The organism is Pseudomonas sp. HMSC067G02 (genome assembly GCF_001813485.1).
Taxonomy (GTDB): domain Bacteria; phylum Pseudomonadota; class Gammaproteobacteria; order Pseudomonadales; family Pseudomonadaceae; genus Pseudomonas; species Pseudomonas aeruginosa.
This window is the reverse complement of the sequence record NZ_KV812700.1, coordinates 43,775-69,675: the sequence shown is the minus strand read 5'-3', so window position 1 is coordinate 69,675 and position 25,901 is coordinate 43,775. Positions and strand designations below refer to the sequence as shown.

Genomic DNA, 25,901 nt, shown 5'->3' with positions numbered 1-25,901 from the left:
CCGCGCAAATCTGGACGCGCGCCACCCGCCTGCGTAGCATCCGCGCCATGAGACTGACTCAAGGATTGTTCCGGTTCCCGCTGGCCGGGCTGCTGTGCCTGAGTACGGCCGCCTTCGCGGAGAGCCAGCTTAGCGTGCGCGTCACCCCCGCCAATGCCGCCCTGAAGGCCAATATCGAGGCCTACGTGGGTAGCCTCGGCGAGCGGGACGAGGCGGCGTTGCAACGTTTCCGCCGCAATGCCGAGGCGCAGGCGGAAAAGGCGGCCCAGGCGCTCGGCTACTTCCAGGCGCAGATCGACAGCGAGGTGAAGGATGGCAAGCCGCCGAAGCTCACGCTCAAGGTAGTGCCCGGCGAGCCCGTGCGCCTGCGCCAGGTGAACATCCAGGTGCTCGGCGAGGCCGCCAGCCTGGAGAGCTTCCGCTTGCCGTCGGTCAAGCAGCTGAAACCGGGCGCGAAGCTGAACCAGGGTGTCTACGAGGACGCCAAGCGGCTGATCCAGAACCAGGCCTCGCGCTACGGCTTCTTCCAGGGCCGCTTCAGCACCCAGCGCCTGAGCATCGATCCGCGCGCCGGCATCGCCGACATCGACCTGGTCTACGACAGCGGCCAGCGCTACACCTTCGGCAAGGTGAGCTTCGACGGCGACTCGATCATCGAGGAAGAACTGTTGCGCCGCATGGTGCCGTTCAAGGCCGGCCAACCCTATGACTCCGAACTGATCGCCGAACTCAACCAGAACCTGCAATCCAGCGGCTACTTCGAGGGCGTGCGGGTCGACGCCGCGCCGACCCAGGCGCAGGCCGACGGCGCGCGCCAGGCGATCCCGGTAGCGGTCCGGCTGGAGGCGCGCAAGCCCCGGACCATGGGCGTCGGCCTCGGCTTCTCGACCGACGTCGGGGCGCGCGCGAGGTTCAACTGGACCCGCCATTGGGTGAATGCCGAAGGGCATAGCCTGGGATTCGAGTCGGAAATCTCCGCACCACGGCAGAACGTCGGCGCCTGGTACGAGATTCCCCTCGATCCGCCGCTCACCGACAAGCTGCGCTTCACCAGCGGCTACCAGTTCGAAGACCTGGTCGACACCGAGAGCAAGCTGCTGACCCTTGGCGGCGAATGGCACAGCAAGCAGCCCGATGGCTGGCAGCGGGTGGTTTCGCTGAACTGGATGCGCGAGGAGTACAAGCTGGGCGACGACTCCGGGCTGAGCAGCTTCCTGATGCCGGGGATCGGCTACTCGCTGCTGGAGACCGACAACAAGGTCGACCCCAGCCATGGCTACCGCCTGCAGTTCAACGTCAAGGGGGCGAAGGAAGGCCTGCTGGCCGACGCCGACGTACTCCATGTCGACGCCATGGCCAAGGGCCTGACCAGCTTCGCCGGCGGCCATCGCCTGCTCGGCCGCCTGCAGGTAGGCGGAATCGCCACCAACGACTACAAGTCGATCCCGCCCTCGCTGCGCTTCTTCGCCGGCGGTGACCAGAGCGTGCGCGGCTACGACTACCGGACGCTGTCGCCGGAGAATTCCGATGGCGACAAGATCGGCGGCCGCTACATGATCGCCGGCAGCGTCGAGTATCAATATCCGCTGGCCGAGCGCTGGCGCCTGGCGACCTTCGTCGACCAGGGCAACGCCTTCAACTCGCTGGACTTCCCGTCGATCAAGACCGGGGTCGGCTTCGGCGTGCGCTGGGTCTCGCCGGTCGGCCCGTTGCGCCTCGACCTGGCCCATGCGCTCGACGACGACGGCGGTTTCCGCCTGCACTTCTCCATGGGGCCAGAACTGTGAAGGCGCTGAAGATCACCTTGCTGGCCATCGTCGGGCTGCTCCTCGCGCTGCTCCTGGGACTCGCTGCGCTGCTCGGCACCCAGGCCGGCAGCGCCTGGCTGCTCGGCCGCGTGCCGGGCCTGCAGGTCAGCGGCTTCGAGGGTCGCCTCGGTGGCGCCTGGCAGGCACAGCGGCTGTCCTGGGCGCAGGACGGTACGCAACTGGTCGTCGAACGGCCTGAACTGCGCTGGTCGCCGGCCTGCCTGGCGGGGCTGCGCCTGTGCTTGCAGCGGGTGGCCGCCGAACGGGTCGCGCTGGACCTGCCGCCGAGCGGCGACAGCGCCGACAGCGGGCCGATCAGCCTGCCGACGCTGAAACTGCCGCTGAGCATCGAACTCGGCGAAGTGGCGGTCGGCAGCTTCCTGCTCGACGGCAACCAGCAGGTCGCCGAACTCAAGCTGGCGGCCCATTGGCTGGCCGACGGCCTGCACATCGACTCGCTGACGGCGCGGGGCTTCGGCCTGGACCTGGCGCTCCAGGGGCGCTTGCAGCCGAGCGGCGACTGGCCCTTGCAGGCCGAAGCCACGCTCGGCCTGCCCGCTCCCGAAGGCAAGCCGTGGAAGCTGGCCGTCCAGGTCGGCGGTGAGCTGCAGCAGGCGCTGACCCTGAAAGGCCGCAGCAGCGGTTACCTGGACGGCAGCCTGGAAGGACAGTTGCAGGCGCTGGCGGAAAACCTGCCGGCACGATTGCTGATCCGCGCCGACGGTTTCAAGGGTGCGGCCGGACTACCGGACACCTTGACCCTGAATGCCATCCAGCTCGATGCCGGCGGCGATCTCAAGAGCGGTTACCTGATCCGCGGCGGCGCCAGCCTGCCGGGCGAGGGCGGGGCGGTGGCGTTGAGCCTGGACGGGCGGGTCGACGCCCAGGGCGCGGATATCCGCCAACTGCGCCTGGACGCTGGCGGCGAGCAGCGCCTGGAGCTGGTCGGACGCCTGGACTGGCGCGAAAGCCTGGCCGCCGACGCGACCCTGGACTGGAAGGATTTCCCCTGGCTGCGCCTGTATCCGCTGGCGGAGCCGCCGCCGGTGACGCTGAAGACCTTCAAGGCGGAAGTGCATTACCAGGACCAGCGCTACCTGGGCAATTTCAGCGCGGCGGCGAGCGGTCCGGCGGGCGACTTCACGCTGGCCAGTCCGGTGTCCGGCGACCTCGTCCAGCTCAACCTGCCGTCGCTGCAGCTCCGCGCCGGGCAAGGCCAGGCCGAGGGGCGGGTGACGTTGCGTTTCGACAATGGCGTGGCTTGGGATACCGCCCTGCAGCTCAGCGAACTGAACCCGGCGTACTGGGTCGCCGAGCTGCCGGGTTCACTGGCCGGTCCCTTGCGCAGCCAGGGAAGTGTTCGCGACGAGCGGCTGGCGTTGGGCGTGGATCTCGACGTCAAGGGCCGCCTGCGCGGCCAGCCGGCGCTATTCCAGGCGCGCGCCGAAGGCGAGGGGCAGCGCTGGACGCTGGGCAACCTCGACCTGCGCCTGGGGGATAACAAGGTGCAGGGCAGCGGGGCGCTCGACCAGCGCCTGCAAGGCCGCCTGGACATCGCCCTGAACCGTCTCGGCCAGCTTTGGCCGCAACTCTTCGGTCGCCTCGACGGACGCCTCGACCTGGCTGGCAGCCTCGCGGCGCCGCAAGGCAGGCTGAACCTCAAGGGACAGCAGATCGCCTACGCCGAGCAGCGCATCGCCGGCCTCGACCTGCAGGCGAACCTCGATGCCCGGCAGAACGGCACCCTGGCACTGGTCGCTTCCGGCCTGCGCAGCGGCGAAACCGATCTCGGCCTGTTCAAGGCCAATGCCCGCGGCGACCAACGCCGCCAACAACTGGAACTGGACCTGCAAGGTGCCTTGCTCAAGCTCGGCCTGGCCTTCGACGGGCAACTGGAGCGCGGCAACTGGCGCGGTCGCCTGGCGCGCGGCGAGTTGAGCAGCGGCGGCCAGGACTGGAAGCTACAGCAGCCGGCGCGCCTGGAGCGGTTGGCCGACGGCAAGGTCAATTTCGGCGCACATTGCTGGGTATCCGGCGCCGCCAGCCTCTGCGGCGGCGAGCAGCGCCTGCTGCCCGAGCCGCGGCTGCGCTACACCTTGCGCGACTTCCCGCTGGACAGCCTGAAGCAATGGTTCCCCGAGGATTTCGCCTGGCAGGGCAAGCTGAACGGCGACCTGCAACTGGACGTTCCGGCCCGCGGCCCGAGCGGCGTGGTCAGCCTGGACGCCGGCAGCGGTACGCTGCGCCTGCGCGACCAGGGCCAGTGGGTCGACGTCGGCTACGACAGCCTGCGCCTGGAGAGCCGGCTGGCGCCCAACCGCGTCGATACCTCCCTCGACTTCCGCGGACCGAAGCTCGGCGAGTTGCGGGTGCAGGCGCAGATCGACCCGCGCCCGGCGAGCAAGCCGCTGAGCGGCGAGTTCAGCCTGGCCGGCCTCGACCTGTCGGTGGCGCGCCCGTTCGTGCCGATGGTGGAGAAACTGCAAGGCAGGCTGAACGGCAGCGGCCGGCTGTCCGGCGGCCTGCTGGCGCCGCGGGTCGACGGACGGGTGACGCTGAGCGACGGCAACATCGGCGGCGGCGAGCTGCCGACCAGCTTCGAGAACCTTTCCCTCGACGCTCGCATCGCTGGCGAAAGCCTGGAACTCGGCGGCGGCTGGCGCAGCGGCAGGTACGGCCAGGGCAGCCTGTCCGGCAACCTGAGCTGGGGCGAGGCGCTGAACGTCGCCCTGAACATTCGTGGCAACCGCCTGCCGGTGGTGGTCGATCCCTATGCGCAACTGGAGGTTGAACCGGACCTGAAGATCGGCATGGCCGGCCAGGAGCTGGCGATCTCCGGCAAGGTCCTGGTGCCGCGTGGCGACATCACCATCCGCCAGTTGCCGCCATCGACGGTCAAGGTCTCCGACGACGCGGTGATCGTCGGCTCCGAGCAGCCCGAGCAGCAGCCGCTGAAGATGAAGATGGACATCGATGTCGAGGTCGGCCAGGACAAGCTGGCGTTCTCCGGCTTCGGCCTCAGCGCCGAACTGGCCGGCCACCTGCACATCGGCGACAACCTGGATACCCGCGGCGAGCTGAACCTGAACAAGGGCCGCTATCGTGCCTACGGCCAGCGCCTGACGATCCGTAGGGCGCGGCTGTTCTTCGCCGGACCGATCGACCAGCCGTACCTGGATATCGAGGCGATCCGCCGGGTCGACGATGTGGTCGCCGGCCTGCGCCTGACCGGCAGCGCCGAGCAGCCGACCAGCGCGGTATTCTCCGAACCGGCGATGAGCCAGGAGCAGGCGCTGTCCTACCTGGTGCTGGGGCGGCCGATGAGCACCGGCGAAGACAGCAACATGCTCGGCGAGGCGGCCCTGGCCCTGGGCCTGGCGGGTAGCGCACCGCTCACCGGGGAAATCGCCAAGCAGCTCGGCATCCAGGACTTCCAGCTGGACACCGAGGGCACCGGCAACAGCACCAGCGTGGTCGCCAGCGGGAATATCACCGACAAGCTCAGCCTGCGCTATGGTGTTGGAGTGTTCGAACCGGCAAATACCATCGCCTTGCGCTACCAGTTGACCAAACGCCTCTATCTCGAAGCGGCGAGCGGCCTGGCCAGTTCGCTGGACCTGTTCTTCAAGCGCGATTTCTGACGGATGCGCTGATACGGGCCATGCGTAACGCATAAAAGTGTGTCACTTTTAGCGGCGCATCGACGTCGTAGAATGGAGCGGGCGCCGACCGCCAGGTCGGTGCCCGAAGCAACTCGGCACAAGGACTGGCTGACATGATTTCCGTCTATCAACTCAAACCGCGCTTTCAGAATCTTCTTCGTCCCGGCGTGCAGCGCCTCTACCAGCGCGGCATCACTGCCAACCAGGTGACCCTGGCGGCCTGCCTGCTGTCGCTGCTGGTCGGCGCGCTGGTCGCCGGTTTCGCCAGCCATCTCTGGCTGTTCGCCCTCGTTCCGCTGTGGATGTTCCTGCGCATGGCGCTGAACGCGGTGGACGGCATGCTCGCCCGCGAGTTCGGCCAGAAATCCGACTTGGGCGCCTACCTCAACGAACTCACCGACGTGATCGCCGACAGCGGCCTGTACCTGCCGTTCGCCCTGTTGCCGGGAGTCAATCCGCTGTGGGTGGTGCTGGTGGTGCTGCTGGCGGTGATCAGCGAATATGCCGGTGCGCTGGGCACCATGGTCGGCGCTTCGCGCCGCTACGACGGCCCGATGGGCAAGAGCGACCGGGCGCTGTGTTTCGGCGTGATCGGCGCCGGGGTGGCCAGCGGCCTGTTGCCGCTGGCCTGGATCGACTGGCTGATGTTGCTGATCGCGGCCCTGCTGCTGCTGACCATCGGCAACCGTGTGCGCCAGGGCCTGGCCGAGCTGGCCGCGAGTCGGCGGGGCCGCGACGACCAGGCCTGAGCGGGAATGGGCGAACGCCATGGAGGTGGGCGCCCGCAGGAAGCAATCCCGCCGGGTTCCCGGCCGGGGCAACGACATAGGGACATCACATGCGCGACGTACAGGAATTGCGTTTCACCACCCACGACGGGGTAGAACTCTTCTACCGCCACTGGCCGGCCAGCCGCCCGGCGCCGGACGGCACGCGCCAGGCGGTGCTGCTGTTCCACCGCGGCCATGAGCACTCCGGGCGGATCGCCCACCTGGTCGACGAACTCGACCTGCCGGAACACGACTTCTTCGCCTGGGACGCCCGTGGCCACGGCCTCTCGCCAGGCGCCCGCGGCGATAGCCCGAGCTTCGCCACCAGCGTGCGCGACGTACAGACCTTCGTCGACCATATCCAGGCCGTCCACGGTATCGCCGAAGAGCGGATGGCGGTGGTGGCGCAGAGCGTCGGCGCGGTGCTGGTTGCCACCTGGGCCCACGACTACGCGCCGAAGGTGCGCGCACTGGTGCTGGCTTCGCCGGCGTTCCAGGTCAAGCTCTACGTGCCGTTCGCCCGCAGCGGGCTGAAACTGATGCGCCTGTGGCGCGGCAATTTCTTCGTCAACAGCTATGTCAAGGCACGCTTCCTCAGTCACGACCCGCAGCGGATCGCCTCCTACGACAGCGACCCGCTGATCGCCAAGGCGATCTCGGTGAACGTCCTGCTCGGCCTCTACGAAGCTGCCGAGCGGGTGGTAGCGGACGCACAGGCGATCCAGATTCCCACCCAACTGCTGATTTCCGGGGCCGACTTCGTCGTCCATCGTGCGCCGCAGGAGCGCTTCTTCGAGCGTCTCGGCAGCCTGCGCAAGGAAAAGCACATCCTGCCCGGCTTCTTCCACGACACCCTTGGCGAGCGCGATCGTCACCTGGCCGTCGGCCGTGCCCGGCGCTTCCTCCTCGAGGCATTCGCCACGGTCCCAGAACGACCGAGCCTGCTCGATGCCGACCGCCTGGGTCATACCTGCGCCGAGGCCGAGGCGCTGGCCGCGCCGTTGCCGAAGAACTCGCCGCGCGATCTCTACTGGCGCGCCACCCGTGCCGGCCTGCGCCTGGGCAGCCTGTGGTCGGACGGGGTCAAGCTGGGCTTCGACACCGGTTTCGATTCCGGCAGCACCCTCGACTATGTCTACCGCAACCAGCCCAGCGGCAGCGGCCCGCTGGGTCGCCTGATCGACCGCAACTACCTGGACTCCATCGGCTGGCGCGGCATCCGCCAGCGCAAGCTGCACGCCGAGGATCTGCTGCGCCTGGCCATGCAGCGGTTGCGCGAGGAGCAGCGCGAGGTGCGCATCGTCGACATCGCCGCCGGCCACGGCCGCTACATCCTCGAAGCCCTGCAAGGCGTCGAGCCGCTGCCGGAAAGCATCCTCCTGCGCGACTACAGCGAGATCAACGTGCGTGACGGCAGCGCCCTGATCGAAAGCAAGGGCCTCGCCGGCATCGCCCGCTTCGTCAAGGGCGACGCCTTCGATCGCGCCGACCTGGCGGCGCTGCAACCGAAGCCGAGCCTCGGGGTGGTTTCCGGGCTCTACGAGCTGTTCGCCGACAACCGCATGGTCGGCGACTCCCTCGCCGGCCTCGGCGAGGCGTTGGAGGAGGGCGGCTACCTGGTCTACACCGGACAGCCCTGGCACCCGCAGCTGGAACTGATCGCCCGCGCGCTGACCAGCCACCGCCAGGGCCAGGCCTGGGTGATGCGGCGCCGGACCCAGGCGGAAATGGACCAACTGGTGGCCGCCGCCGGCTTCCGCAAGATCACCCAGCGGGTCGACCAGTGGGGCATCTTCAGCGTATCGCTGGCGCAGAAGGTCGCCCGCTGATGGCGCCGCGCGAGCCGGGGGTACTGAAGCGGGCGGTGCTCTGGCTGCTGTTCCTCGGCCCGTTCTTCTTCGCCAGCTATGGCCTGGCCAACTGGTTGACCAGCCAGCGCGGCGACGTCGGCAGCCTGGTCTTCGACTGGGAACGCGGGATGCCGCTGTGGCCCTGGACCATCCTGCCGTACTGGTCGATCGACCTGCTCTACGGCCTGTCGCTGTTGTTGCCGCGAGACAAGCGCGAGCTGGACACCCACTGCCTGCGCCTGCTCAGCGCCCAGGTGCTGTCGGTGACCTGCTTCCTGCTGTTCCCCCTGCGCTTCACCTTCGAACGGCCGGAACTGGGCGGCGTGTTCGGCTGGCTGTTCGACGTGCTGATGGGGTTCGACAAACCGTACAACCAGGCACCGTCGCTGCACATCGCCCTGCTGGTAGTGCTCTGGGTCTGCTACGCGCGCTACGCCAGCGGCGCCTGGCGCTGGCTGCTGCATGGCTGGTTCGCGCTGATCGGGCTGTCGGTGCTGACCACCTGGCAGCACCATTTCATCGACGTGCCCACCGGTGCGCTGGCCGGCTGGCTGTGCGTCTGGCTGTGGCCGCAGGCGCAGCCCGCGCCGTTCGCCCGCGCCAGCCTGAGCCGCGACCGGCAACGGCGGCGGCTGGCTGCTCGCTACGGCCTCGGCGCGCTGGCCTGCGCCGCCGTCGCCTTTGCCGTCGGTGGTGCGGCGTTGTGGCTGTGCTGGCCGGCGCTGGCGCTGGCGCTGGTGGCGCTGAACTACCTGCTGTTCGGCGCCGCCGGCTTCCAGAAGGGCAGCACTGGCCGCCTGAGCGCCGCCGCGCGTTGGCTGCTGGCGCCATATCTGCTTGCCGCGCGGATCAATGCCTGGCTCTGGACCCGTCGCCGGCCGCAGCCGGACGAGGTGCTGCCGGGCCTCTGGCTGGGGCGCCTGCCGTCGTCCGCGGAACTGGCCGACGGCCGCTTCCGCGCATTGCTCGACGCTACCGCCGAACTTTCCTGCGAGCCGCAGGGGCTGGCCTATCGCAGCCTGCCGTTGCTCGACCTGGTCGCGCCGGACGTCGGGGACTGCCGGCGCGCCGCCGCGCTGATCGACGAACTGCTGGCGCAAGGGCCGCTGCTGGTGGCCTGTGCCCTGGGCTATTCGCGCAGCGCCACGCTGGTCGCCGCCTGGCTGCTGCTCAGCGGCCGCGCGGCGGACGTCGAGTCGGCCGTGGCGGTGTTACGCCGGGCGCGACCGCAAGTGCTGCTGGGCGAGGCCCAGCGGCGGACCCTCGCGGCGCTGAGCGGGAGCGTGCCGGAGCCATCGGCGGAACTGGGCGAGGTGCGCCATGCCTGAGCAATCCCTGGCCCTGGTGGCGGCGCTGCTGCGCCGTGGCCGCGAGCTTGACCGGCTGTCCGCCGCACTGACCCTGCTGGCCATCGGGCTGGGCCTGTACCAGGCCGTGCAGGGCATCGGCTGGCGCTATTTCGCTGAGGCGATGCTGGCGATCGCCATGCTCGGCCTGTGGCAGAAGTACTGGGCGCTGCGAGTGGCCCTGGACGCCGAACTATTCGAACGTTTCAGCCGCGTCGGCGACAGGCTGGAAGCGCAGACCCAAGACCTGGACCGGGCCCTGGCCGACCTCGGCCTGGCCCGCGCGGACGCCGCGGAGCGCACCTGGAACCAGCGCAGCCGCGGCGCCCTGCGCCTGCTACGCTGGCAGGCGCTGGCCTGTGGCGCCCAGTTCCTGCTGGCCTTGTCGTGCCTGTTGTCGATCCCTCTATTCAACGCTCAAACCTGAAGAGTCTTCCCATGCTCGAATCAGTCGTCGCCTATGGCATCATCGCCGGCGCCCGCGCCATCACCGGCTTGCGCAGCCTCTGGCTGGGCACCACGCCGATCCCCAAGCAACGCATCTATTACGCCAACCACAGCAGCCATGGCGACTTCGTCCTGCTCTGGGCCTCGTTGCCGCCGGAGGTGCGGCGGCGTACCCGGCCGGTGGCGGGCGCCGACTACTGGAACAAGGCCGGCCTGCGCAGCTACGTGATCAACAAGGTGTTCAACGGCGTGCTGGTCGACCGCCAGCGCAGCGAGGCCAATGCCAATCCGCTCGAACCCCTCGACCGCGCCCTGGACGGCGGCGACTCGCTGATCATCTTCCCCGAGGGCACCCGCAACCTGGACGACGAGGTCAAGCTGTTGCCATTCAAGAGCGGTATCTACCACCTGTCCCTGGCCCACCCGGAGGTCGAGCTGGTGCCGGTCTGGCTGGCCAACCTCAACCGGGTCATGCCCAAGGGCCGCATGCTGCCGTTGCCGCTGCTCTGCACCCTGAGCTTCGGCAAGCCGCTGGTCGCCACGGCGGAAGAAGGCAAGGAGGCGTTCCTCGAACGAGCGCGCATGGCCCTGCTGGACCTGGCGCCGGAAGAGGAGGCCTGAGATGAACGAACAGACCTGGATGCTCTTCGGCGGGATCGGCGCGCTGCTGCTGCTCGCCTCGCTGGTCGGCTTCGTCCTCAAGTGGCGCGCCGGTCCCGGCCCGAACGCGGTGATCGACAACCTGAACGCGCGGATCAACGCCTGGTGGGCGATGGTCCTGGTGATCGGTTTCGCCTTCTGGCTCGGCCAGGCGGCGGTGATCCTGCTGTTCTATGGCGTGTCGTTCTACGCCCTGCGCGAGTTCATCACCCTCACCCCGACCCGGCGCAGCGACTACCCGGCGCTGGTGGCGGCGTTCTACTTCGTGCTGCCGATGCAGTACCTGCTGATCTACATCGACTGGTACAGCATGTTCTCGATCTTCATCCCGGTGTACGTGTTCCTGCTGTTGCCGATCCTCGCCTCGCTGGGCGGCGACACCAAGCACTTCCTCGAGCGCGCCTCGAAAGTGCAGTGGGGCCTGATGCTGGCGGTGTTCTGTATCTCCTTCGTGCCGGCGCTGCTGACCCTCGACATCCCCGGCTTCGAGGGGCGCAACCTGCTGCTGATCGCCTACCTGGTGATCGTCGTGCAGCTCTCCGACGTGATGCAGTACATCTGCGGCAAGCTGTTCGGCAAGCGCAAGATCGCTCCCAACCTGTCGCCGTCGAAGACCGTCGAAGGCTTCGTCGGCGGCATCGCCCTGGCCACCGCCATCGGCGCCTCGCTGTGGTGGATCACCCCGTTCAACCTCTGGCAGGCGGCGCTGATCGCGCTGCTGATCAACCTGCTGGGCTTCTTCGGCGGCCTGGTGATGTCGGCGATCAAGCGCGACCGCGGGGTCAAGGACTGGGGGCACATGATCGAAGGTCACGGTGGCATGCTCGACCGCCTGGACTCGGTGTGCTTCGCCGCGCCGATCTTCTTCCACGTGGTGCGCTACTGGTGGACGCCCTGAGGTTCGCCTGGCGCCGTTTCCCCGCCGTGTAGGCAGCCAGGAAATTGCGAGCGATAGAGACCCGTAGGGCGAATACCGCCACAGGCGGTATCCGCCGATACCCCGGATAAGCGGCGGATAACCGCAAGCGGTGATTCGCCCTACAACCAGGCTCCGGCATACGGGGACGTGACCGCAGCTTCACTGTCTCAGAGATTGACCAGGCGCATGCCTTCCTCGCTATAGCGACTGCCGGCGACCGCCTCGGCGGGGAAGATCGCATCCAGCTCGGCCAGTTCCGCCGCGCTCAGGCGCAGTTCCGTCGCGGCGACGTTCTCCTCCAGGTAGCGCCGCTGCTTGGTGCCGGGAATCGGGATCAGGTCATCGCCCTGCGCCAGCACCCAGGCCAGCGCCAGTTGCGAGGGTTTCACGCCCTTGGCCGCGGCCAGTTCGCCGACCTTGTCCACCAGCTTCAGGTTCTTCGCGAAGTTCTCGCCCTGGAAGCGCGGGCTGAAACGGCGGTAATCGTCGGCGGCGAAGTCTTCCGGGCGCTTCAGGGTGCCGGTAAGGAAACCTCGGCCCAGCGGGCTGTAGGGGACGAAGGCGATGCCCAGGCGACGGCAGGCGGCGAGCACCCCGGTGTCCTCCGGATCGCGGGTCCACAGCGAGTACTCGCTCTGCAACGCGCTGATCGGGTGCACCCGGTGGGCACGTTCGAGGGTTTCCGCCGAGGCTTCGCTGAGGCCGATGTGGCGGATCTTGCCGGCCTTCACCAGGTCGGCGAGGGCGCCGACGCTGTCCTCGATGGGCACCTGCGGGTCCATGCGGTGCTGATAGTAAAGGTCCAGGCGGTCGGTACCGAGGCGCTTCAGGCTGCCTTCGATGGCGCGGCGGATATACGCCGGGCTGCCGTCGACGCCGCGCGCCTGGGGATTGGCAGGGTCGCGGACGATGCCGAACTTGCTGGCCAGGAACACCTGCTCGCGTTTGCCGCGCAGGGCCTCGCCGAGCAGTTCCTCGTTGCTGTGCGGGCCGTACATGTCGGCGGTATCGAAGAAGTTCAGCCCGAGTTCCACGGCGCGATGCAGGGTGGCGATGGCCTCCTGGCGGTCGCCGCCGGTGGTGTAGAAGTCGGTCATGCCCATGCAGCCGAGGCCGATGGCGGAGACGGAAGGGCCGTTGTGGCCGAGTTGACGGGTTTTCATGTGTCGAGCCTCGCGGGAGGGAAGGAAAACGCCGTCATTCTTCGCTCCGCATTGGCCTGGATAAAGCCCATAATTACGGTTTTACCATTCGTATTTTCCAAATAATCGAGGACGTCCGATGGATCGTTTCCAGGCCATGCAGGCCTTCACCCGCATCGTCGAGCTGGGCGCCTTCGGCAAGGCCGCGGACAGCCTGGAGCTGCCGCGCGCCAGCGTGACCCAGGCGATCCAGCAACTGGAGGCGCACCTTGGCGTGCAGTTGCTGCAGCGCACCACCCGCCAGGTCAGCCTGACCCTCGACGGGCAGGCCTACTACGAGCGTTGCGTGCGCCTGCTGGCGGACCTGGAGGAGGCGGAAAGCTGCTTTCCACGCGTCCTGAACAACCCGCGCGGGCGCTTGCGGGTCGACCTGCCGGGCGCACTGGGGCGGATGCGGGTGATTCCGTTCCTGCCGGAGTTCTGCGAGCGCTACCCGGAACTGGAGCTGCAGTTGAGCAGCAACGATCGCCTGGTCGACCTGCTGCGCGAGGGTGCGGACTGCGTGCTGCGGGTCGGCGAGCTGCACGATTCCAGCCTGGTCGGCCGGCACCTGGCCGACCTGCCGCAGGTGACCTGCGCCAGCGCCGCCTACCTGGAGCGTCATGGCCATCCGCGGCAGCTCGCCGAACTCGGCGGGCACCTCGCGGTGAACTACCAGTCGCCTTCCAGCGGGCGTACCGCCGACTTCGAGTTCAGCGTCGACGGGCGCCTACGCACGCTGCCGATGCGCAGCCGGGTCAGCGTCAACAACGCCGATGCCTACGTCGCCGCCTGCCGGGCCGGGCTCGGGCTGATCCAGGCGCCGCACTATCACGTCGCCGCCGGCCTGGCCGACGGCAGCCTCCGACAAGTGCTCGGCGAATGGTTGCCGCCATCGCTGCCGCTGCATGCCGTGTATCCCTCGCAGCGCCAGTTGTCGCCGCGGGTGAGGGTGTTCGTCGACTGGCTGGTGGAACTGTTCGGTCGCCAGGCGGCCGGCGAGACGCAATGAGACGCAGGCTTCCTGGTGAAGATTTTTCTCGATTTCGCCGGGATAACCTCGTTAGGATCGGCAGCCTTGGCCTGTCGAGCAGGGATGTTCGTCCGAGTTCCGGATGCCCACTGCCGCCAGGCCGCATTCATTCGAACAAGAATAAGGATCGCTGATGGAAAGCTTGCAGAAGTGGGTGGTCGACCTGAACGGCGTGGTCTGGGGGCCGTTGATGCTGGTGCTGATTCTCGGCACCGGCCTGTACCTGATGCTGGGGTTGAAGTTCATGCCCCTGGTGCGCCTGGGAGTCGGCTTTCGCCTGCTCTGGCAGGGGCGTAGCAAGGATGACGAGAGCAGCGGCGAGATCAGCCCGTTCCAGGCGCTGATGACCTGCCTGGCGGCCACCGTCGGTACCGGCAACATCGCCGGGGTGGCCACGGCGATCTTCCTCGGCGGCCCGGGCGCGCTGTTCTGGATGTGGTGCACCGCGCTGGTGGGAATGGCCACCAAGTTCTCCGAAGTGGTGCTGGCGGTGCACTACCGCGAGAAGGATGAGCGCAACGAACACGTCGGCGGTCCGATGTATGCCATCAAGAACGGTCTGGGCAAGCGCTGGGCCTGGCTCGGCGCGGCCTTCGCGCTGTTCGGCGGGCTCGCCGGCTTCGGTATCGGCAACATGGTCCAGGTCAACAGCATGGCCGATGCCCTGGAGGTTTCCTTCGGCGTGCCCGACTGGGTCACCGGGGTCGCCACCATGCTCGTCACCGGGCTGGTGATCCTTGGCGGCATCCGCCGTATCGGCAAGGTCGCCGAAGCCCTGGTGCCGTTCATGTGCGTCGGCTACATCGTCGCCTCGGTGATCGTCCTGGTGGTCCATGCCGAGGCGATTCCCGGCGCGTTCCAACTGATCTTCACCCACGCCTTCACGCCGATCGCCGCCACCGGCGGCTTCGCCGGCGCAGCGGTGATGGCGGCGATCCGTTTCGGCGTCGCACGCGGGATCTTCTCCAACGAGGCTGGCCTCGGCACCGCCGGCATTGCCCAGGCCGCCGGCACGACCCATAGCGCGGTGCGTTCGGGCCTGATCGGTATGCTCGGCACCTTCATCGATACCCTGATCATCTGCAGCCTGACCGGCCTGGCGATCATCACCTCGGGCGTCTGGACCAGCGGCGCCAGCGGCGCGGCGCTGTCCTCGGCGGCGTTCGAGGCGGCGATGCCGGGCGTCGGCCACTACATCCTGTCGCTGGCCCTGGTGGTGTTCGCCTATACCACCATCCTCGGCTGGAGCTACTACGGCGAGCGCTGCTGGGAGTACCTGGTGGGCACCCGGGCGATCCTGCCGTTCCGGATCGTCTGGACCCTGGCGATTCCGTTCGGCGCCATGACCCAGCTGGACTTCGCCTGGCTGGTGGCGGATACCCTCAACGCGCTGATGGCGATTCCCAACCTGATCGCCTTGCTGCTACTGAGTCCGGTGGTGTTCCGCCTGACCCGGGAGTATTTCGCCAAGGCCAGGAGTTGAGCCTCGGGGGACGGCGACGCTCAAACCCGAGGTTTTCGCTCGGGTAAAGCGTGCTAGCATCGTCGCCGGCCCCGAATGCTTCCGCTGCCGGCCACAGGGCCGGCGGCTTCTCACTGACTAGAAGGATCAACGCAATGGCTCAAGTGACTCTCAAGGGCAACCCGGTCAACGTCGATGGCCAGCTCCCGCAGAAAGGCGCCCAGGCTCCGGCCTTCAGCCTGGTCGGCGGCGACCTCGCCGACGTGACCCTGGAAAACTTCGCCGGCAAGCGCAAGGTGCTGAACATCTTCCCCAGCGTCGACACCCCGACCTGCGCCACCTCGGTGCGCAAGTTCAACGTCGAGGCCGGCAAGCTGGCCAACACCGTGGTGCTGTGCATCTCCGCCGACCTGCCGTTCGCGCAGAAGCGCTTCTGCGGCGCCGAAGGCCTGGAGAACGTAGTCAACCTGTCGACCCTGCGCGGTCGCGAGTTCCTCGAGAACTATGGCGTGGCCATCGCCAGCGGCCCGCTGGCCGGCCTGGCCGCGCGCGCCGTGGTGGTGCTCGACGAGCAGAACAAGGTGCTGCACAGCGAACTGGTCGGCGAAATCGCCGACGAGCCGAACTACGCGGCGGCCCTGGAGGCTCTCTGAGCCCCACGGCCAACCCGCTTCGTCCCATGACCGTCGGCCAGGCTGGCTGGTAACGGGCGAACCCGATTCCCTTGGCTGCTCGCCTCGGGCCATGAGCAGGGCGGATAATCGCAGCGCGGTCATCCGCCCTGCGTCGCAGAGACGCAGCGCTAGCGCATGGCGACCTGGTGGCGCCGGCTGACGCTGGCGAAGGCGCTCCGGAACGCCTGCATCTCTTCCTCGCTGCCTACCGTCACGCGGACCCAGTTGGGCCAGGAGGCCCACGGGCGGCCGACGTGCACCCGCTGTTTCTCCAGTTCGGCGATGACCAGCTCGGCGGGACGGCGCATATCCACCATGAAACAGTTGGACTGCGAGGCGGTGCAGCGGAAGCCCTGCTGGCGTAGCCAGGCGATGGTGCGCTCGCGGACCTCTGCGTTCTGCTGCTTGCGCCGTGGCACCAGGTCGTCGTCACGCAGGCTTTCCAGCCCGGCGTGGGCGGTCGGCGAGGGCACCACGTTGTGGCCGCCGAAGCGCTCCAGCCGCGCCAGCAGCTGCGGATGCCCGATGGCCAGGCCGAGCCGGGCGCCGGCCATCCCGTAGAGTTTCGAGAAGGTACGCAGGACCAGCACATCCTGGCGCTGGACGGCCAGGCCAACGACGCTGGGTGCGTCGGAAAAATGGATATACGCCTCGTCGACTAGCACCACGCTGCGCTCGGGCTTGCGTTCGATCGCCCTGACGATCCGCTCGTGCGGGGTGAGGGTGCCGGTCGGGTTGTTCGGGTTGCAGATATAGATCAGCCCGGCGTCCCGTTGCGCGGCGGCGAGCATGCGCTCGATGTCGTGGGCCGCCTCGGCGTCCAGCGGCACGGCAGCGACCTTCGCCCCCTGGGCCTGGGCGGCGCCGACCACGGAGTCGTAGGAGGGATCGGCCATGACCAGTCTGCGCTCCTTGCCGGTGAACGCCGCGACGGCGTATTGCAGCGGCTGGCGCGAGCCGCAGTAGGCATGCACGCATTCGGCGGGGATGCCGTTCTGCTTGGCGAACAGGCCGACCAGGGCGTCCTGCGCGTCGTAGTCGTAGCGGCCGCAGAGCGCGGCCGCCTGCTGCATGGCGGCCCTGGCCTTGGCGGAGGGGCCGTAGGGGCTTTCGTTGAAATCCAGGAAGGTCTCTTGCGGCTTCCCGGCGGCGCTTGTCGCGCCGCTCCCGGCGAAGGCTCGTGGGCTCAGCAGGATGCTGCTGGAGGCCAGGGCGGTCAGGGTCACGAACGAACGACGACTCAAAGCGGGCATAGCTTCACCTCCGTGTACCGAATGGGATATGCGTGCGGTGGGTTCCTCTCGGGCGTGTGTCACCAGAGTGGAGAACGAGGAGGGAGCCGGTCCGTTTATGGTGGCGTGATAATGGCGCCAGAATATCGGCGGGTGTTCTTCGGATTGCGCACGCGGCGCTCCCGGGCGGCGAACCGCCGGGGAGCGCCGCGCGGGCTCAGAGCGTGAGGGTGAAGCGCCCGGTCAACGCGCCCGGCAGGTGCATCGAGTCGGTCTGGCGTTCGCCGTAGGTATTGCTGGACAGGCGCAGTTCGCGCTCGTGGCTGAGGTCTTCCAGGTGGGCGCCGAGGAAGCTGTACAGGCTGTCGTCGAAGCGCATGGTGCTGACCGGCGCCCGAATCTGGCCGTTCTCCACCCAGAAGGTGGCGAAGCGGGTCATTCCGGTCAGGCGCGCGGCGGGCATGTCCGAGTAGTTCAGGTACCACAGGTTGCCGATGTACAGGCCGGTATCCAGGGCCTCGAGGATGCGCGCCTGTTCCAGGCTGCCGCCGGCCATGTCCAGCGCCGTGGGCGCCTCGTTGGCGCCGGCGCCATTGGCTACCAGGCCATATTCGCGGGCGCTGCGCGAACTCACCAGGCGTCCGCTCAGGCGGCCGTTGCCGACCAGTTCGACCTCGGCGCGCGGCGAGCCTTCCGCGCTGAATGCCGGGGAGGGCGAGGTGGCAGGGCGCTCGGCGAGGTTCAGCAGCGGGCTGAGCAGGGCGTCGCCGTTCTGCAGGCGTTGCAAGGGGCTTTCACCGGTAGCCAGGGCGCGCGCGGAAAAACCGCCCCAGCAGAGCATCTGCATGACTTCCTCGAGCGCCGCCGGTGCCAGGTAGGCGCGGTAGTCGCCGGGGCGCAACTGGCGCAGCGGCTTGCCCAGGTGGCCGAGCTGCTCCCGGGCCTGTTCGAAGCGCCGGGCGAAGGCTTCGTCGTCCCAGCGCTGGCCGGCGTAGTCGGCCTTCACCGCCTGGCCATTGCCGTGGAACAGGCTCCAGTCGAAGTTGAAGCTGCTGCCGGCATGCCAGCCGAAGGCGCCCCAGGAGTTGGCGAAGCCACGGAACAGCGGTCCGGCGGCATAGATGCCGACCAGGTCGAGGTCGCGCGCCTGGCGTTCGAGGCTGGCCAGCAGCGCGCCGCTGTCGGGCGCTGCGCCGAGGTCCTGGTTCTCTCGCTGCCAGGCCGAGGTGTCGAGCAGCAGATAGGGATCGGCGGGAATCCAGGCCAGGCTCTGGCGCAGTTGCCGAAGGCCTTCGGCCAGACGCTGGCGGTCTTCTTCCGGCGCGCCGGAGAGCGTCAGGTCGAGGCTCGCCTGGCGTTCGTCGCGAATCAGCCGGAGCAGCGCGCTGGCCTGGCGCACCCGGCCGGCCTGGCGCACCCGCGCCCGGTTGAAGCGGATGAACTCGGAGTCCTCGGCGCTGTACCAGAGGGTGAAGTCCTCGCCCTCGGCCAGATGCCGGCGCAGGTCCTCGGCGAGGGCTTCGAAATGCTGTCTCTGGTGCATCAGGTATCTCCCCCGAATACGTCCACATCGCTGAATACGCAGGCCGGCGAGGCGTGGCCGACACGGATCACCTGGTTCGGCTCGCCCTTGCCGCAGTAGGGCGTGCCGAGCACCTCGAAGGTGCCGGCGTCGCCCACCGCGCTGAGGTTGCGCCAGAACTGCGCGGAGATGCCCCGGTAGTTGGGGTTCTTCACCACGCCCTTGAGTTCGCCGTCCTCGATCAACTGGCCCCATTCGCAGCCGAACTGGAACTTGTTGCGTGCGTCGTCGATCGACCAGGAGCGGTTGTAGGACATCAGCACCCCGCGCTCGATACCGCCCACCAGTTGGGCGAAGCTCTTGTCGCCGGGCTCCAGGTTGAGATTGGCCATGCGGTCGATGGGCGCGCGGTTCCAACTGCTGGCGCGGCTGTTGGCGACGCCCTCCAGGCCGCTGCGGTGTTGTGACAGGGCGCCGCCGAGCGGGCGCAGCAGGCGGCCTTCGCGGATCAGGTATTCCTTGCGCGCGGGGCTGCCGTCGTCGTCCTGGCGGTAGCTGGCCAGCTCCTCGGGGATTTCCGGGTCGAAGCTGACGTTGAGCAGGCTGGAGCCGTACTGGTAGCGACCGAAGTCCTCGGTCTTGATGAAGCTGGTACCGGCGTAGTTGCGCTCGTCGCCGAGGATGCGATCCAGCTCCAGCGGGTGGCCGATCGACTCGTGGATCTGCAGGATCATCTGGTCCGGCATCAGCAGCAGGTCGCAGCGGCCGCTCGGGGTGTTCGGCGCCGCCAGCAGTTGCAGGGCCTGGTCGGCGATGCGCGGCGCGGCGCCGACCAGGCCGAGGCGCTCGATCACTTCGGCGCCGCCCTGCTGGCCGGCATGGTGGCCGCCGAAACTGCGGGTCTGGCTGTCATGGCCGTCGTAGGCGGTGACGCTGGCGCCGGGATAGACGAAGCGCTGCTCGTGGTATTGCTCGGCGCCGGCGCTGTTCAGGTAGAGCTGTTCCTGGCGGCTGACTTCGAGGAATACGCTCCAGTTCACCAGGCGCTCGTCGCGCGGCACCTTGGCGGACTCCTCGGCGAGCAGTTCGTAGCACTCGGCGAGGGAGGGGAAAGGGGCGTCCTGGTTCGGCGAGCGATACTGCGAGCGGCCGCTTGCCGGCGGCAATCCGCGGACGTCGAACAGGGCGTGCCGGGCGATCCGCTCGGCCTGCTCCAGGGCGGTCTGCAGGCCGGCCGCGGAGAGATCGTTGGTGGCGGCGTAGGCTTCCACGCCGTTCAGCCGTACGCAGAGCATGGCGCCGCGGTCCTGGCTGAAGTGCGGCGGTTCGCTGACGTTGCGGCGCACCGAGAGGTACTCGCCGCTACGCTGGACGTAGCGCAAGGAGTGGAATTCGGCGCGACTGCGGAGCGCCGCGAAGCGGTGTTTCAACGGGTCGATCATCTGTGCGTCCCTGGCCGATTGCGGAGTGGGCGAGTGCAGGACGCTCTATTTCAAGCCTTCGCCCGTAACGGAGCAAGCCGTTTGTTGTCATAGCCTGGTGCCAGGCTGCGGGTGGCTCGCCGAAGCATGCGGGCGGAATGCCTAACTATCGGTAAAGCAAGGGTAAATAGCGGGTAAAGAGGCTTTGCCTGGGCCCCCGCAATGCTTATCGTGCAGCCTGGAAAAAGCGCCTCCGTTCTAAGCCTGAAGAAGAACCATGACTCCAACGACCGGTAAATCCAAGTTCCGTACCCTGCGCCCGTGGCTGATCACCGCCCTGGCCTTCGCCGCCGTGATCGGCCTGGTGATGTGGCTGGCGGCGCCCGCCTCGGCGCCGTCCTCCGACGGGCGACCCGGTCGCGGCGGCAAGCCGGGCGCCGCGCTGCCCAAGGCCAACGCGCTCACCGTCGGCGTGGCCAGGGTGGAGCAGGGCGACCTGGCGCTGCATTTCAACGCGCTTGGCACCGTCACCGCCTTCAACACGGTGAACGTCAAGCCGCGGGTCAACGGCGAGCTGGTCAAGGTGCTGTTCCAGGAGGGGCAGGAGGTCAAGGCCGGCGACCTGCTGGCGGTGGTCGACCCGCGTACCTACAAGGCGGCGCTGGCCCAGGCCGAGGGCACGCTGATGCAGAACCAGGCGCAACTGAAGAACGCCGAGATCGACCTGCAGCGCTACAAGGGGCTGTACGCCGAGGACTCGATCGCCAAGCAGACCCTGGATACCCAGGAAGCCCAGGTCCGCCAGTTGCAGGGCACCATCCGTACCAACCAGGGCCAGGTCGACGACGCCCGCCTCAACCTGACCTTCACCGAGGTCCGCGCACCGATTTCCGGGCGCCTCGGCCTGCGCCAGGTGGACATCGGCAACCTGGTCACCAGCGGCGATACCACGCCGCTGGTGGTGATCACCCAGGTCAAGCCGATCTCGGTGGTGTTCAGCCTGCCGCAGCAGCAGATCGGCACCGTCGTCGAGCAGATGAACGGCCCCGGCAAGCTGGCGGTCACCGCGCTGGACCGCAACCAGGACAAGGTTCTCGCCGAAGGCACCCTGACCACCCTGGACAACCAGATCGACACCACCACCGGCACGGTCAAGCTCAAGGCACGCTTCGAGAACGCCGACGGCAAGCTGTTCCCCAACCAGTTCGTCAACGTGCGCCTGCTGGCGCAGACCCTGAAGGGCGTGCTGACCATTCCGGCCAACGCCGTGCAGCGCGGCACCAACGGTATCTATGTGTACGTGGTCGGCGCCGACAACAAGGTCAGCCAGCGCAGCGTCGCCATCGGCACCAGCGAGAACGAGCGGGTGGTGGTGGAAAGCGGCCTGAAGGCCGGCGAGCAGGTGGTGGTGGAAGGCACCGACCGCCTGCGCGACGGTATGGAAGTGCGTGTCGCCGAGGCCTCCCCGCAGGTCCTCGAGGGCGAGCCGCAGAAACCGCAGACTGGCCGCCCCAGCGGCCTCCAGGGCGACTCGGTGGGTAGCGGGAGCGCTGAATGAACCCGTCCCGCCCGTTCATCCTGCGGCCGGTCGCGACCACCCTGCTGATGGTGGCGATCCTGCTCTCGGGCCTGATCGCCTACCGCTTCCTGCCGATCTCGGCGTTGCCGGAAGTGGACTACCCGACCATCCAGGTGGTCACCCTGTACCCCGGTGCCAGCCCGGAGATCATGACCTCGTCGATCACCGCGCCGCTGGAGAACCAGCTCGGGCAGATTCCGGGGCTCAACGAGATGTCTTCCAGCAGTTCCGGCGGCGCCTCGGTGATCACCCTGCAATTCAGCCTGCAGAGCAACCTCGATGTCGCCGAGCAGGAAGTCCAGGCGGCGATCAACGCCGCGCAGAGCCTGCTGCCCAACGACCTGCCGAACCAGCCGGTGTTCAGCAAGGTGAACCCGGCGGACGCACCGATCCTGACCCTGGCGGTGATGTCCGACGGCATGCCGCTGCCGCAGATCCAGGACCTGGTGGATACCCGCCTGGCACAGAAGATCTCGCAGATCTCCGGGGTCGGCCTGGTCAGCATCAGCGGCGGCCAGCGCCCGGCGGTGCGGGTGCGCGCCAACCCGACGGCGCTGGCGGCGGCCGGGCTGAGCCTGGAGGACCTGCGCAGCACGGTGACCAGCAACAACCTCAACGGCCCCAAGGGCAGCTTCGACGGCCCGACCCGCGCCTCGACCCTGGACGCCAACGACCAGTTGCGCTCGGCCGACGCCTACCGCGACCTGATCATCGCCTACAAGAACGGCTCGCCGCTGCGCATCCGCGACGTCGCCAGCGTCGAGGACGACGCCGAGAACGTGCGCCTGGCCGCCTGGGCCAACAACCTGCCGGCGGTGGTGCTGAACATCCAGCGCCAGCCGGGGGCCAACGTGATCGAGGTGGTCGACCGGATCAAGGCGCTGCTGCCGCAGCTGCAATCGACCCTGCCGGGGAATCTCGACGTGCAGGTGCTGACCGACCGCACCACCACCATCCGCGCCTCGGTCAAGGACGTGCAGTTCGAGCTGGCGCTGGCGGTGGCGCTGGTGGTGATGGTCACCTTCCTGTTCCTGCGCAACGTCTACGCCACCCTGATTCCCAGCTTCGCCGTGCCGCTGTCGCTGATCGGCACCTTCGGCGTGATGTACCTGTCCGGCTTCTCGATCAACAACCTGACCCTGATGGCGCTGACCATCGCCACCGGCTTCGTGGTCGACGACGCCATCGTCATGGTGGAGAACATCGCCCGCTACCTGGAGCAGGGCGACTCGCCGCTGGAAGCGGCGCTCAAGGGCTCGAAGCAGATCGGCTTCACCATCATCTCGCTGACCTTCTCGCTGATCGCCGTGCTGATCCCGCTGCTGTTCATGGGCGACGTCGCCGGGCGGCTGTTCCGCGAGTTCGCCATCACCCTGGCGGTGGCGATCCTGATTTCCGGCTTCGTCTCCCTGACCCTTACGCCGATGCTCAGCGCCAAGCTGCTGCGCCACATCGACGAGGACCAGCAGGGCCGCTTCGCGCGCGCCGCGGGGCGGGTCATCGATGGCCTGATCGCACAGTACGCCAAGGCCCTGCGGGTGGTCCTGCGGCACCAGCCGCTGACCCTGCTGGTGGCCATCGCCACCCTGGCGCTGACCGCGCTGCTCTACCTGGCCATGCCCAAGGGCTTCTTCCCGGTGCAGGACACCGGGGTGATCCAGGGCGTCGCCGAAGCGCCGCAGTCGATCTCCTTCCAGGCCATGTCCGAGCGCCAGCGCGCCCTTGCCGAGGTGGTGCTGAAGGACCCGGCGGTGGCCAGCCTGTCCTCCTACATCGGCGTCGACGGCAGCAACCCGACCCTCAACACCGGCCGCCTGCTGATCAACCTCAAGCCGCACAGCGAGCGCGACGTCACCGCCAGCGAAGTGATCCAGCGCCTGCAGCCCGAACTCGACCACCTGCCCGGGATCAAGCTGTACATGCAGCCGGTGCAGGACCTGACCATCGAGGACCGGGTCGCCCGCACCCAGTACCAGTTCACCTTGCAGGACGCCGACCCGGACGTGCTCGCCGAGTGGGTGCCGAAGCTGGTGGCGCGGCTGCAGGAGTTGCCGCAGCTCGCCGACGTCGCCAGCGACTGGCAGGACAAGGGCTTGCAGGCCTACCTGAACATCGACCGCGACACCGCCTCGCGCCTCGGCGTGAAGCTCTCCGACATCGACAGCGTGCTCTACAACGCCTTCGGCCAGCGGCTGATCTCGACCATCTTCACCCAGGCCACCCAGTACCGCGTGGTGCTGGAGGTGGCGCCGCAGTTCCAGCTCGGCCCGCAGGCCCTGGAGCAGCTCTACGTGCCGTCCAGCGACGGCACCCAGGTGCGCCTGTCGAGCCTGGCGAAGGTGGAGGAGCGGCATACCCTGCTGGCGATCAACCATATCGCCCAGTTCCCCTCGGCGACCCTGTCGTTCAACCTGGCCAAGGGTTACTCCCTGGGCGAGGCGGTCGAGGCGATCCGTGGCGTCGAGGCCAGCCTGGAGCTGCCGCTGAGCATGCAGGGCAGCTTCCGCGGCGCGGCGCTGGCCTTCGAGGCCTCGCTGTCGAACACGCTGCTGCTGATCCTCGCCTCGGTGGTGACCATGTACATCGTCCTGGGCATCCTCTACGAGAGCTTCATCCATCCGGTGACCATCCTCTCGACCCTGCCCTCGGCCGGGGTCGGCGCGCTGCTGGCGCTGATGCTGGCGGGGCAGGAGATCGGCATCGTGGCGATCATCGGCATCATCCTGCTGATCGGCATCGTCAAGAAGAACGCGATCATGATGATCGACTTCGCCCTCGACGCCGAGCGCAACGAAGGCAAGCCGCCCCATGAGGCGATCTACCAGGCCTGCCTGCTGCGCTTCCGGCCGATCCTGATGACCACCATGGCCGCGCTGCTCGGCGCGCTGCCGCTGATGCTCGCCGGCGGCGCCGGCGCCGAGCTGCGCCAGCCGCTGGGCATCACCATGGTCGGTGGCCTGCTGCTGAGCCAGGTCCTGACCCTGTTCACCACCCCGGTGATCTATCTCTACTTCGACCGCCTGGCCCGTCGCTGGGCGGCCTGGCGCAAGCAGCGCGGGCTGGACCTGAACACCGAGGCCGGGTTCGACGGGGATGCCGGGCGATGAGCCTGTCCACGCCCTTCATCCGCCGCCCGGTCGCCACCACGCTGCTGACCCTGGCGTTGCTGCTGGCCGGCACCCTGTCGTTCGGCCTGCTGCCGGTGGCGCCGCTGCCCAACGTCGATTTTCCGGCCATCGTGGTCAGCGCCAGCCTGCCGGGCGCTAGCCCGGAAACCATGGCCTCGTCGGTGGCCACGCCGCTGGAGCGCTCGCTGGGACGGATCGCCGGGATCAGCGAGATGACCTCCAGCAGTTCGCTGGGCTCGACCACCGTGGTGCTCGTGTTTGACCTGGAGAAGGACATCGACGGCGCCGCCCGCGAGGTGCAGGCGGCGATCAACGGCGCGATGAGCCTGCTGCCCAGCGGCATGCCGAACAATCCCAGCTACCGCAAGGCCAACCCCTCGGACATGCCGATCATGGTCCTCACCCTGACCTCGGAGACCCAGAGTCGCGGCGAGATGTACGACCTCGCCTCGACCGTGCTGGCGCCGAAGCTGTCGCAGGTGCAGGGGGTAGGGCAGGTGAGCATCGGCGGCAGCTCGCTGCCGGCGGTGCGGGTCGACCTCAACCCGGATGCCATGAGCCAGTACGGGCTGTCCCTGGACAGCGTGCGCACGGCCATCGCCGCGGCCAACAGCAACGGCCCCAAGGGCGCCGTCGAGAAGGACGACAAGCACTGGCAGGTGGACGCCAACGACCAGTTGCGCAAGGCCCGCGAGTACGAGCCGCTGGTCATCCACTACAACGCCGACAACGGCGCCGCGGTGCGCCTCGGCGACGTGGCCAAGGTCAGCGACTCGGTGGAGGACGTGCGCAACGCCGGCTTTTCCGACGACCTGCCGGCGGTGCTGCTGATCGTCACCCGCCAGCCCGGCGCCAACATCATCGAGGCCACCGACGCCATCCACGCGCAACTGCCGGTGTTGCAGGAACTGCTCGGGCCGCAGGTCAAGCTGAACGTGATGGATGATCGCAGCCCGTCGATCCGTGCGTCGCTGGAAGAGGCCGAGCTGACCCTGCTGATCTCGGTGGCGCTGGTGATCCTGGTGGTCTTCCTGTTCCTGCGCAACGGCCGCGCCACGCTGATCCCCAGCCTGGCGGTGCCGGTCTCGCTGATCGGCACCTTTGCGGTCATGTACCTGTGCGACTTCAGCCTGAACAACCTGTCGCTGATGGCGCTGATCATCGCCACCGGCTTCGTGGTGGACGACGCCATCGTGGTGGTGGAGAA

General features: G+C 68.1%; 17 protein-coding genes and 1 pseudogene. 14 read left to right on the top strand and 4 right to left on the bottom strand.

Going from position 1 to position 25,901, the window contains the following annotated elements; genetic code table 11:
* The first annotated feature begins 47 nt into the window (after positions 1 to 47).
* The 8 genes from HMPREF2914_RS21400 (at position 48) to HMPREF2914_RS21365 (ending at position 11,441) form a co-directional block, all read left to right on the top strand.
* Entirely contained in the window at positions 48 to 1,787 is a 1,740-nt protein-coding gene (locus tag HMPREF2914_RS21400) for an autotransporter assembly complex protein TamA (protein WP_023091702.1), read from the top strand.
* Positions 1,784 to 5,449 carry a translocation/assembly module TamB domain-containing protein gene (locus HMPREF2914_RS21395; RefSeq protein ID WP_022580464.1) on the top strand — a complete coding sequence of 1,222 codons (3,666 nt, stop codon included), beginning with the start codon at positions 1,784 to 1,786 and terminating at the stop codon, positions 5,447 to 5,449. The genes HMPREF2914_RS21400 and HMPREF2914_RS21395 overlap by 4 nt, the downstream gene beginning before the upstream one ends.
* Before the next feature lie 134 nt (positions 5,450 to 5,583).
* Positions 5,584 to 6,219, top strand: coding sequence for a CDP-alcohol phosphatidyltransferase family protein (locus HMPREF2914_RS21390; protein WP_009314143.1), 636 nt, complete (start codon positions 5,584 to 5,586; stop codon positions 6,217 to 6,219).
* A gap of 89 nt (positions 6,220 to 6,308) precedes the next feature.
* A complete protein-coding gene (locus tag HMPREF2914_RS21385) occupies positions 6,309 to 8,069 on the top strand; it encodes a bifunctional alpha/beta hydrolase/class I SAM-dependent methyltransferase (RefSeq protein WP_023091703.1) in 1,761 nt (586 codons plus the stop codon).
* Positions 8,069 to 9,418, top strand: a complete 1,350-nt coding sequence (locus HMPREF2914_RS21380) for a phosphatase PAP2/dual specificity phosphatase family protein (protein ID WP_023091704.1) — start codon at positions 8,069 to 8,071, stop codon at positions 9,416 to 9,418. The genes HMPREF2914_RS21385 and HMPREF2914_RS21380 overlap by 1 nt, the downstream gene beginning before the upstream one ends.
* Positions 9,411 to 9,863, top strand: coding sequence for a hypothetical protein (locus tag HMPREF2914_RS21375; protein ID WP_023091705.1), 453 nt, complete (start codon positions 9,411 to 9,413; stop codon positions 9,861 to 9,863). Before HMPREF2914_RS21380 ends, HMPREF2914_RS21375 begins: the two co-directional genes overlap by 8 nt.
* Before the next feature lie 11 nt (positions 9,864 to 9,874).
* On the top strand, positions 9,875 to 10,504 hold the full coding sequence (locus HMPREF2914_RS21370) for a lysophospholipid acyltransferase family protein (protein WP_023091706.1): 630 nt from the start codon (positions 9,875 to 9,877) through the stop codon (positions 10,502 to 10,504).
* 1 nt (position 10,505) lies between these two features.
* Entirely contained in the window at positions 10,506 to 11,441 is a 936-nt protein-coding gene (locus HMPREF2914_RS21365) for a phosphatidate cytidylyltransferase (protein WP_003089962.1), read from the top strand.
* Positions 11,442 to 11,629: 188 nt separating this feature from the next.
* Here the strand turns inward: HMPREF2914_RS21365 and HMPREF2914_RS21360 are convergent, their stop codons facing one another.
* Positions 11,630 to 12,625 (bottom strand): aldo/keto reductase, encoded by a 996-nt coding sequence (locus HMPREF2914_RS21360; protein ID WP_003089960.1) that lies wholly within the window; start codon positions 12,623 to 12,625, stop codon positions 11,630 to 11,632.
* A 118-nt stretch (positions 12,626 to 12,743) separates the two neighbouring features.
* Here HMPREF2914_RS21360 and HMPREF2914_RS21355 point away from each other — a divergent pair, with 118 nt between their 5' ends.
* From HMPREF2914_RS21355 to tpx, 3 genes are all read left to right on the top strand, one after another.
* Positions 12,744 to 13,655: a LysR family transcriptional regulator gene (locus HMPREF2914_RS21355; RefSeq protein ID WP_009314146.1), complete on the top strand. Its 912-nt coding sequence runs from the start codon at positions 12,744 to 12,746 to the stop codon at positions 13,653 to 13,655.
* Between the two features lie 154 nt (positions 13,656 to 13,809).
* Complete coding sequence (locus HMPREF2914_RS21350) at positions 13,810 to 15,159, top strand: alanine/glycine:cation symporter family protein (protein WP_003089954.1); 1,350 nt, start codon at positions 13,810 to 13,812, stop codon at positions 15,157 to 15,159.
* Positions 15,160 to 15,293: 134 nt separating this feature from the next.
* The gene (gene tpx / locus HMPREF2914_RS21345; protein WP_023091707.1) at positions 15,294 to 15,791 is read left to right on the top strand and encodes a thiol peroxidase; all 498 of its coding nucleotides are present in this window, start codon (positions 15,294 to 15,296) and stop codon (positions 15,789 to 15,791) included.
* A 149-nt stretch (positions 15,792 to 15,940) separates the two neighbouring features.
* Here tpx and HMPREF2914_RS21340 read toward each other — a convergent pair whose 3' ends face one another.
* From HMPREF2914_RS21340 to HMPREF2914_RS21330, 3 genes are all read right to left on the bottom strand, one after another.
* Complete coding sequence (locus tag HMPREF2914_RS21340) at positions 15,941 to 17,065, bottom strand: pyoverdine biosynthesis transaminase PtaA (protein ID WP_003131286.1); 1,125 nt, start codon at positions 17,063 to 17,065, stop codon at positions 15,941 to 15,943.
* A gap of 196 nt (positions 17,066 to 17,261) precedes the next feature.
* Positions 17,262 to 18,587, bottom strand: a complete 1,326-nt coding sequence (locus HMPREF2914_RS21335; protein WP_004349986.1) for a TldD/PmbA family protein — start codon at positions 18,585 to 18,587, stop codon at positions 17,262 to 17,264.
* Positions 18,587 to 20,008, bottom strand: coding sequence for a TldD/PmbA family protein (locus HMPREF2914_RS21330; protein ID WP_070702845.1), 1,422 nt, complete (start codon positions 20,006 to 20,008; stop codon positions 18,587 to 18,589). Before HMPREF2914_RS21330 ends, HMPREF2914_RS21335 begins: the two co-directional genes overlap by 1 nt.
* Positions 20,009 to 20,264: 256 nt before the next feature.
* On the opposite strand from HMPREF2914_RS21330, the gene muxA reads away from it, so the two are divergent.
* From muxA to muxC, 3 genes and pseudogenes are all read left to right on the top strand, one after another.
* The gene (muxA, locus tag HMPREF2914_RS21325; protein WP_003111498.1) at positions 20,265 to 21,545 is read left to right on the top strand and encodes a multidrug efflux RND transporter periplasmic adaptor subunit MuxA; all 1,281 of its coding nucleotides are present in this window, start codon (positions 20,265 to 20,267) and stop codon (positions 21,543 to 21,545) included.
* On the top strand, positions 21,542 to 24,673 hold the full coding sequence (gene muxB, locus HMPREF2914_RS21320; RefSeq protein ID WP_003089920.1) for a multidrug efflux RND transporter permease subunit MuxB: 3,132 nt from the start codon (positions 21,542 to 21,544) through the stop codon (positions 24,671 to 24,673). Before muxA ends, muxB begins: the two co-directional genes overlap by 4 nt.
* A pseudogene (gene muxC, locus HMPREF2914_RS21315) lies at positions 24,670 to 25,901 on the top strand (multidrug efflux RND transporter permease subunit MuxC); the annotation flags it as partial. The gene muxB and the pseudogene muxC, both read left to right, overlap by 4 nt.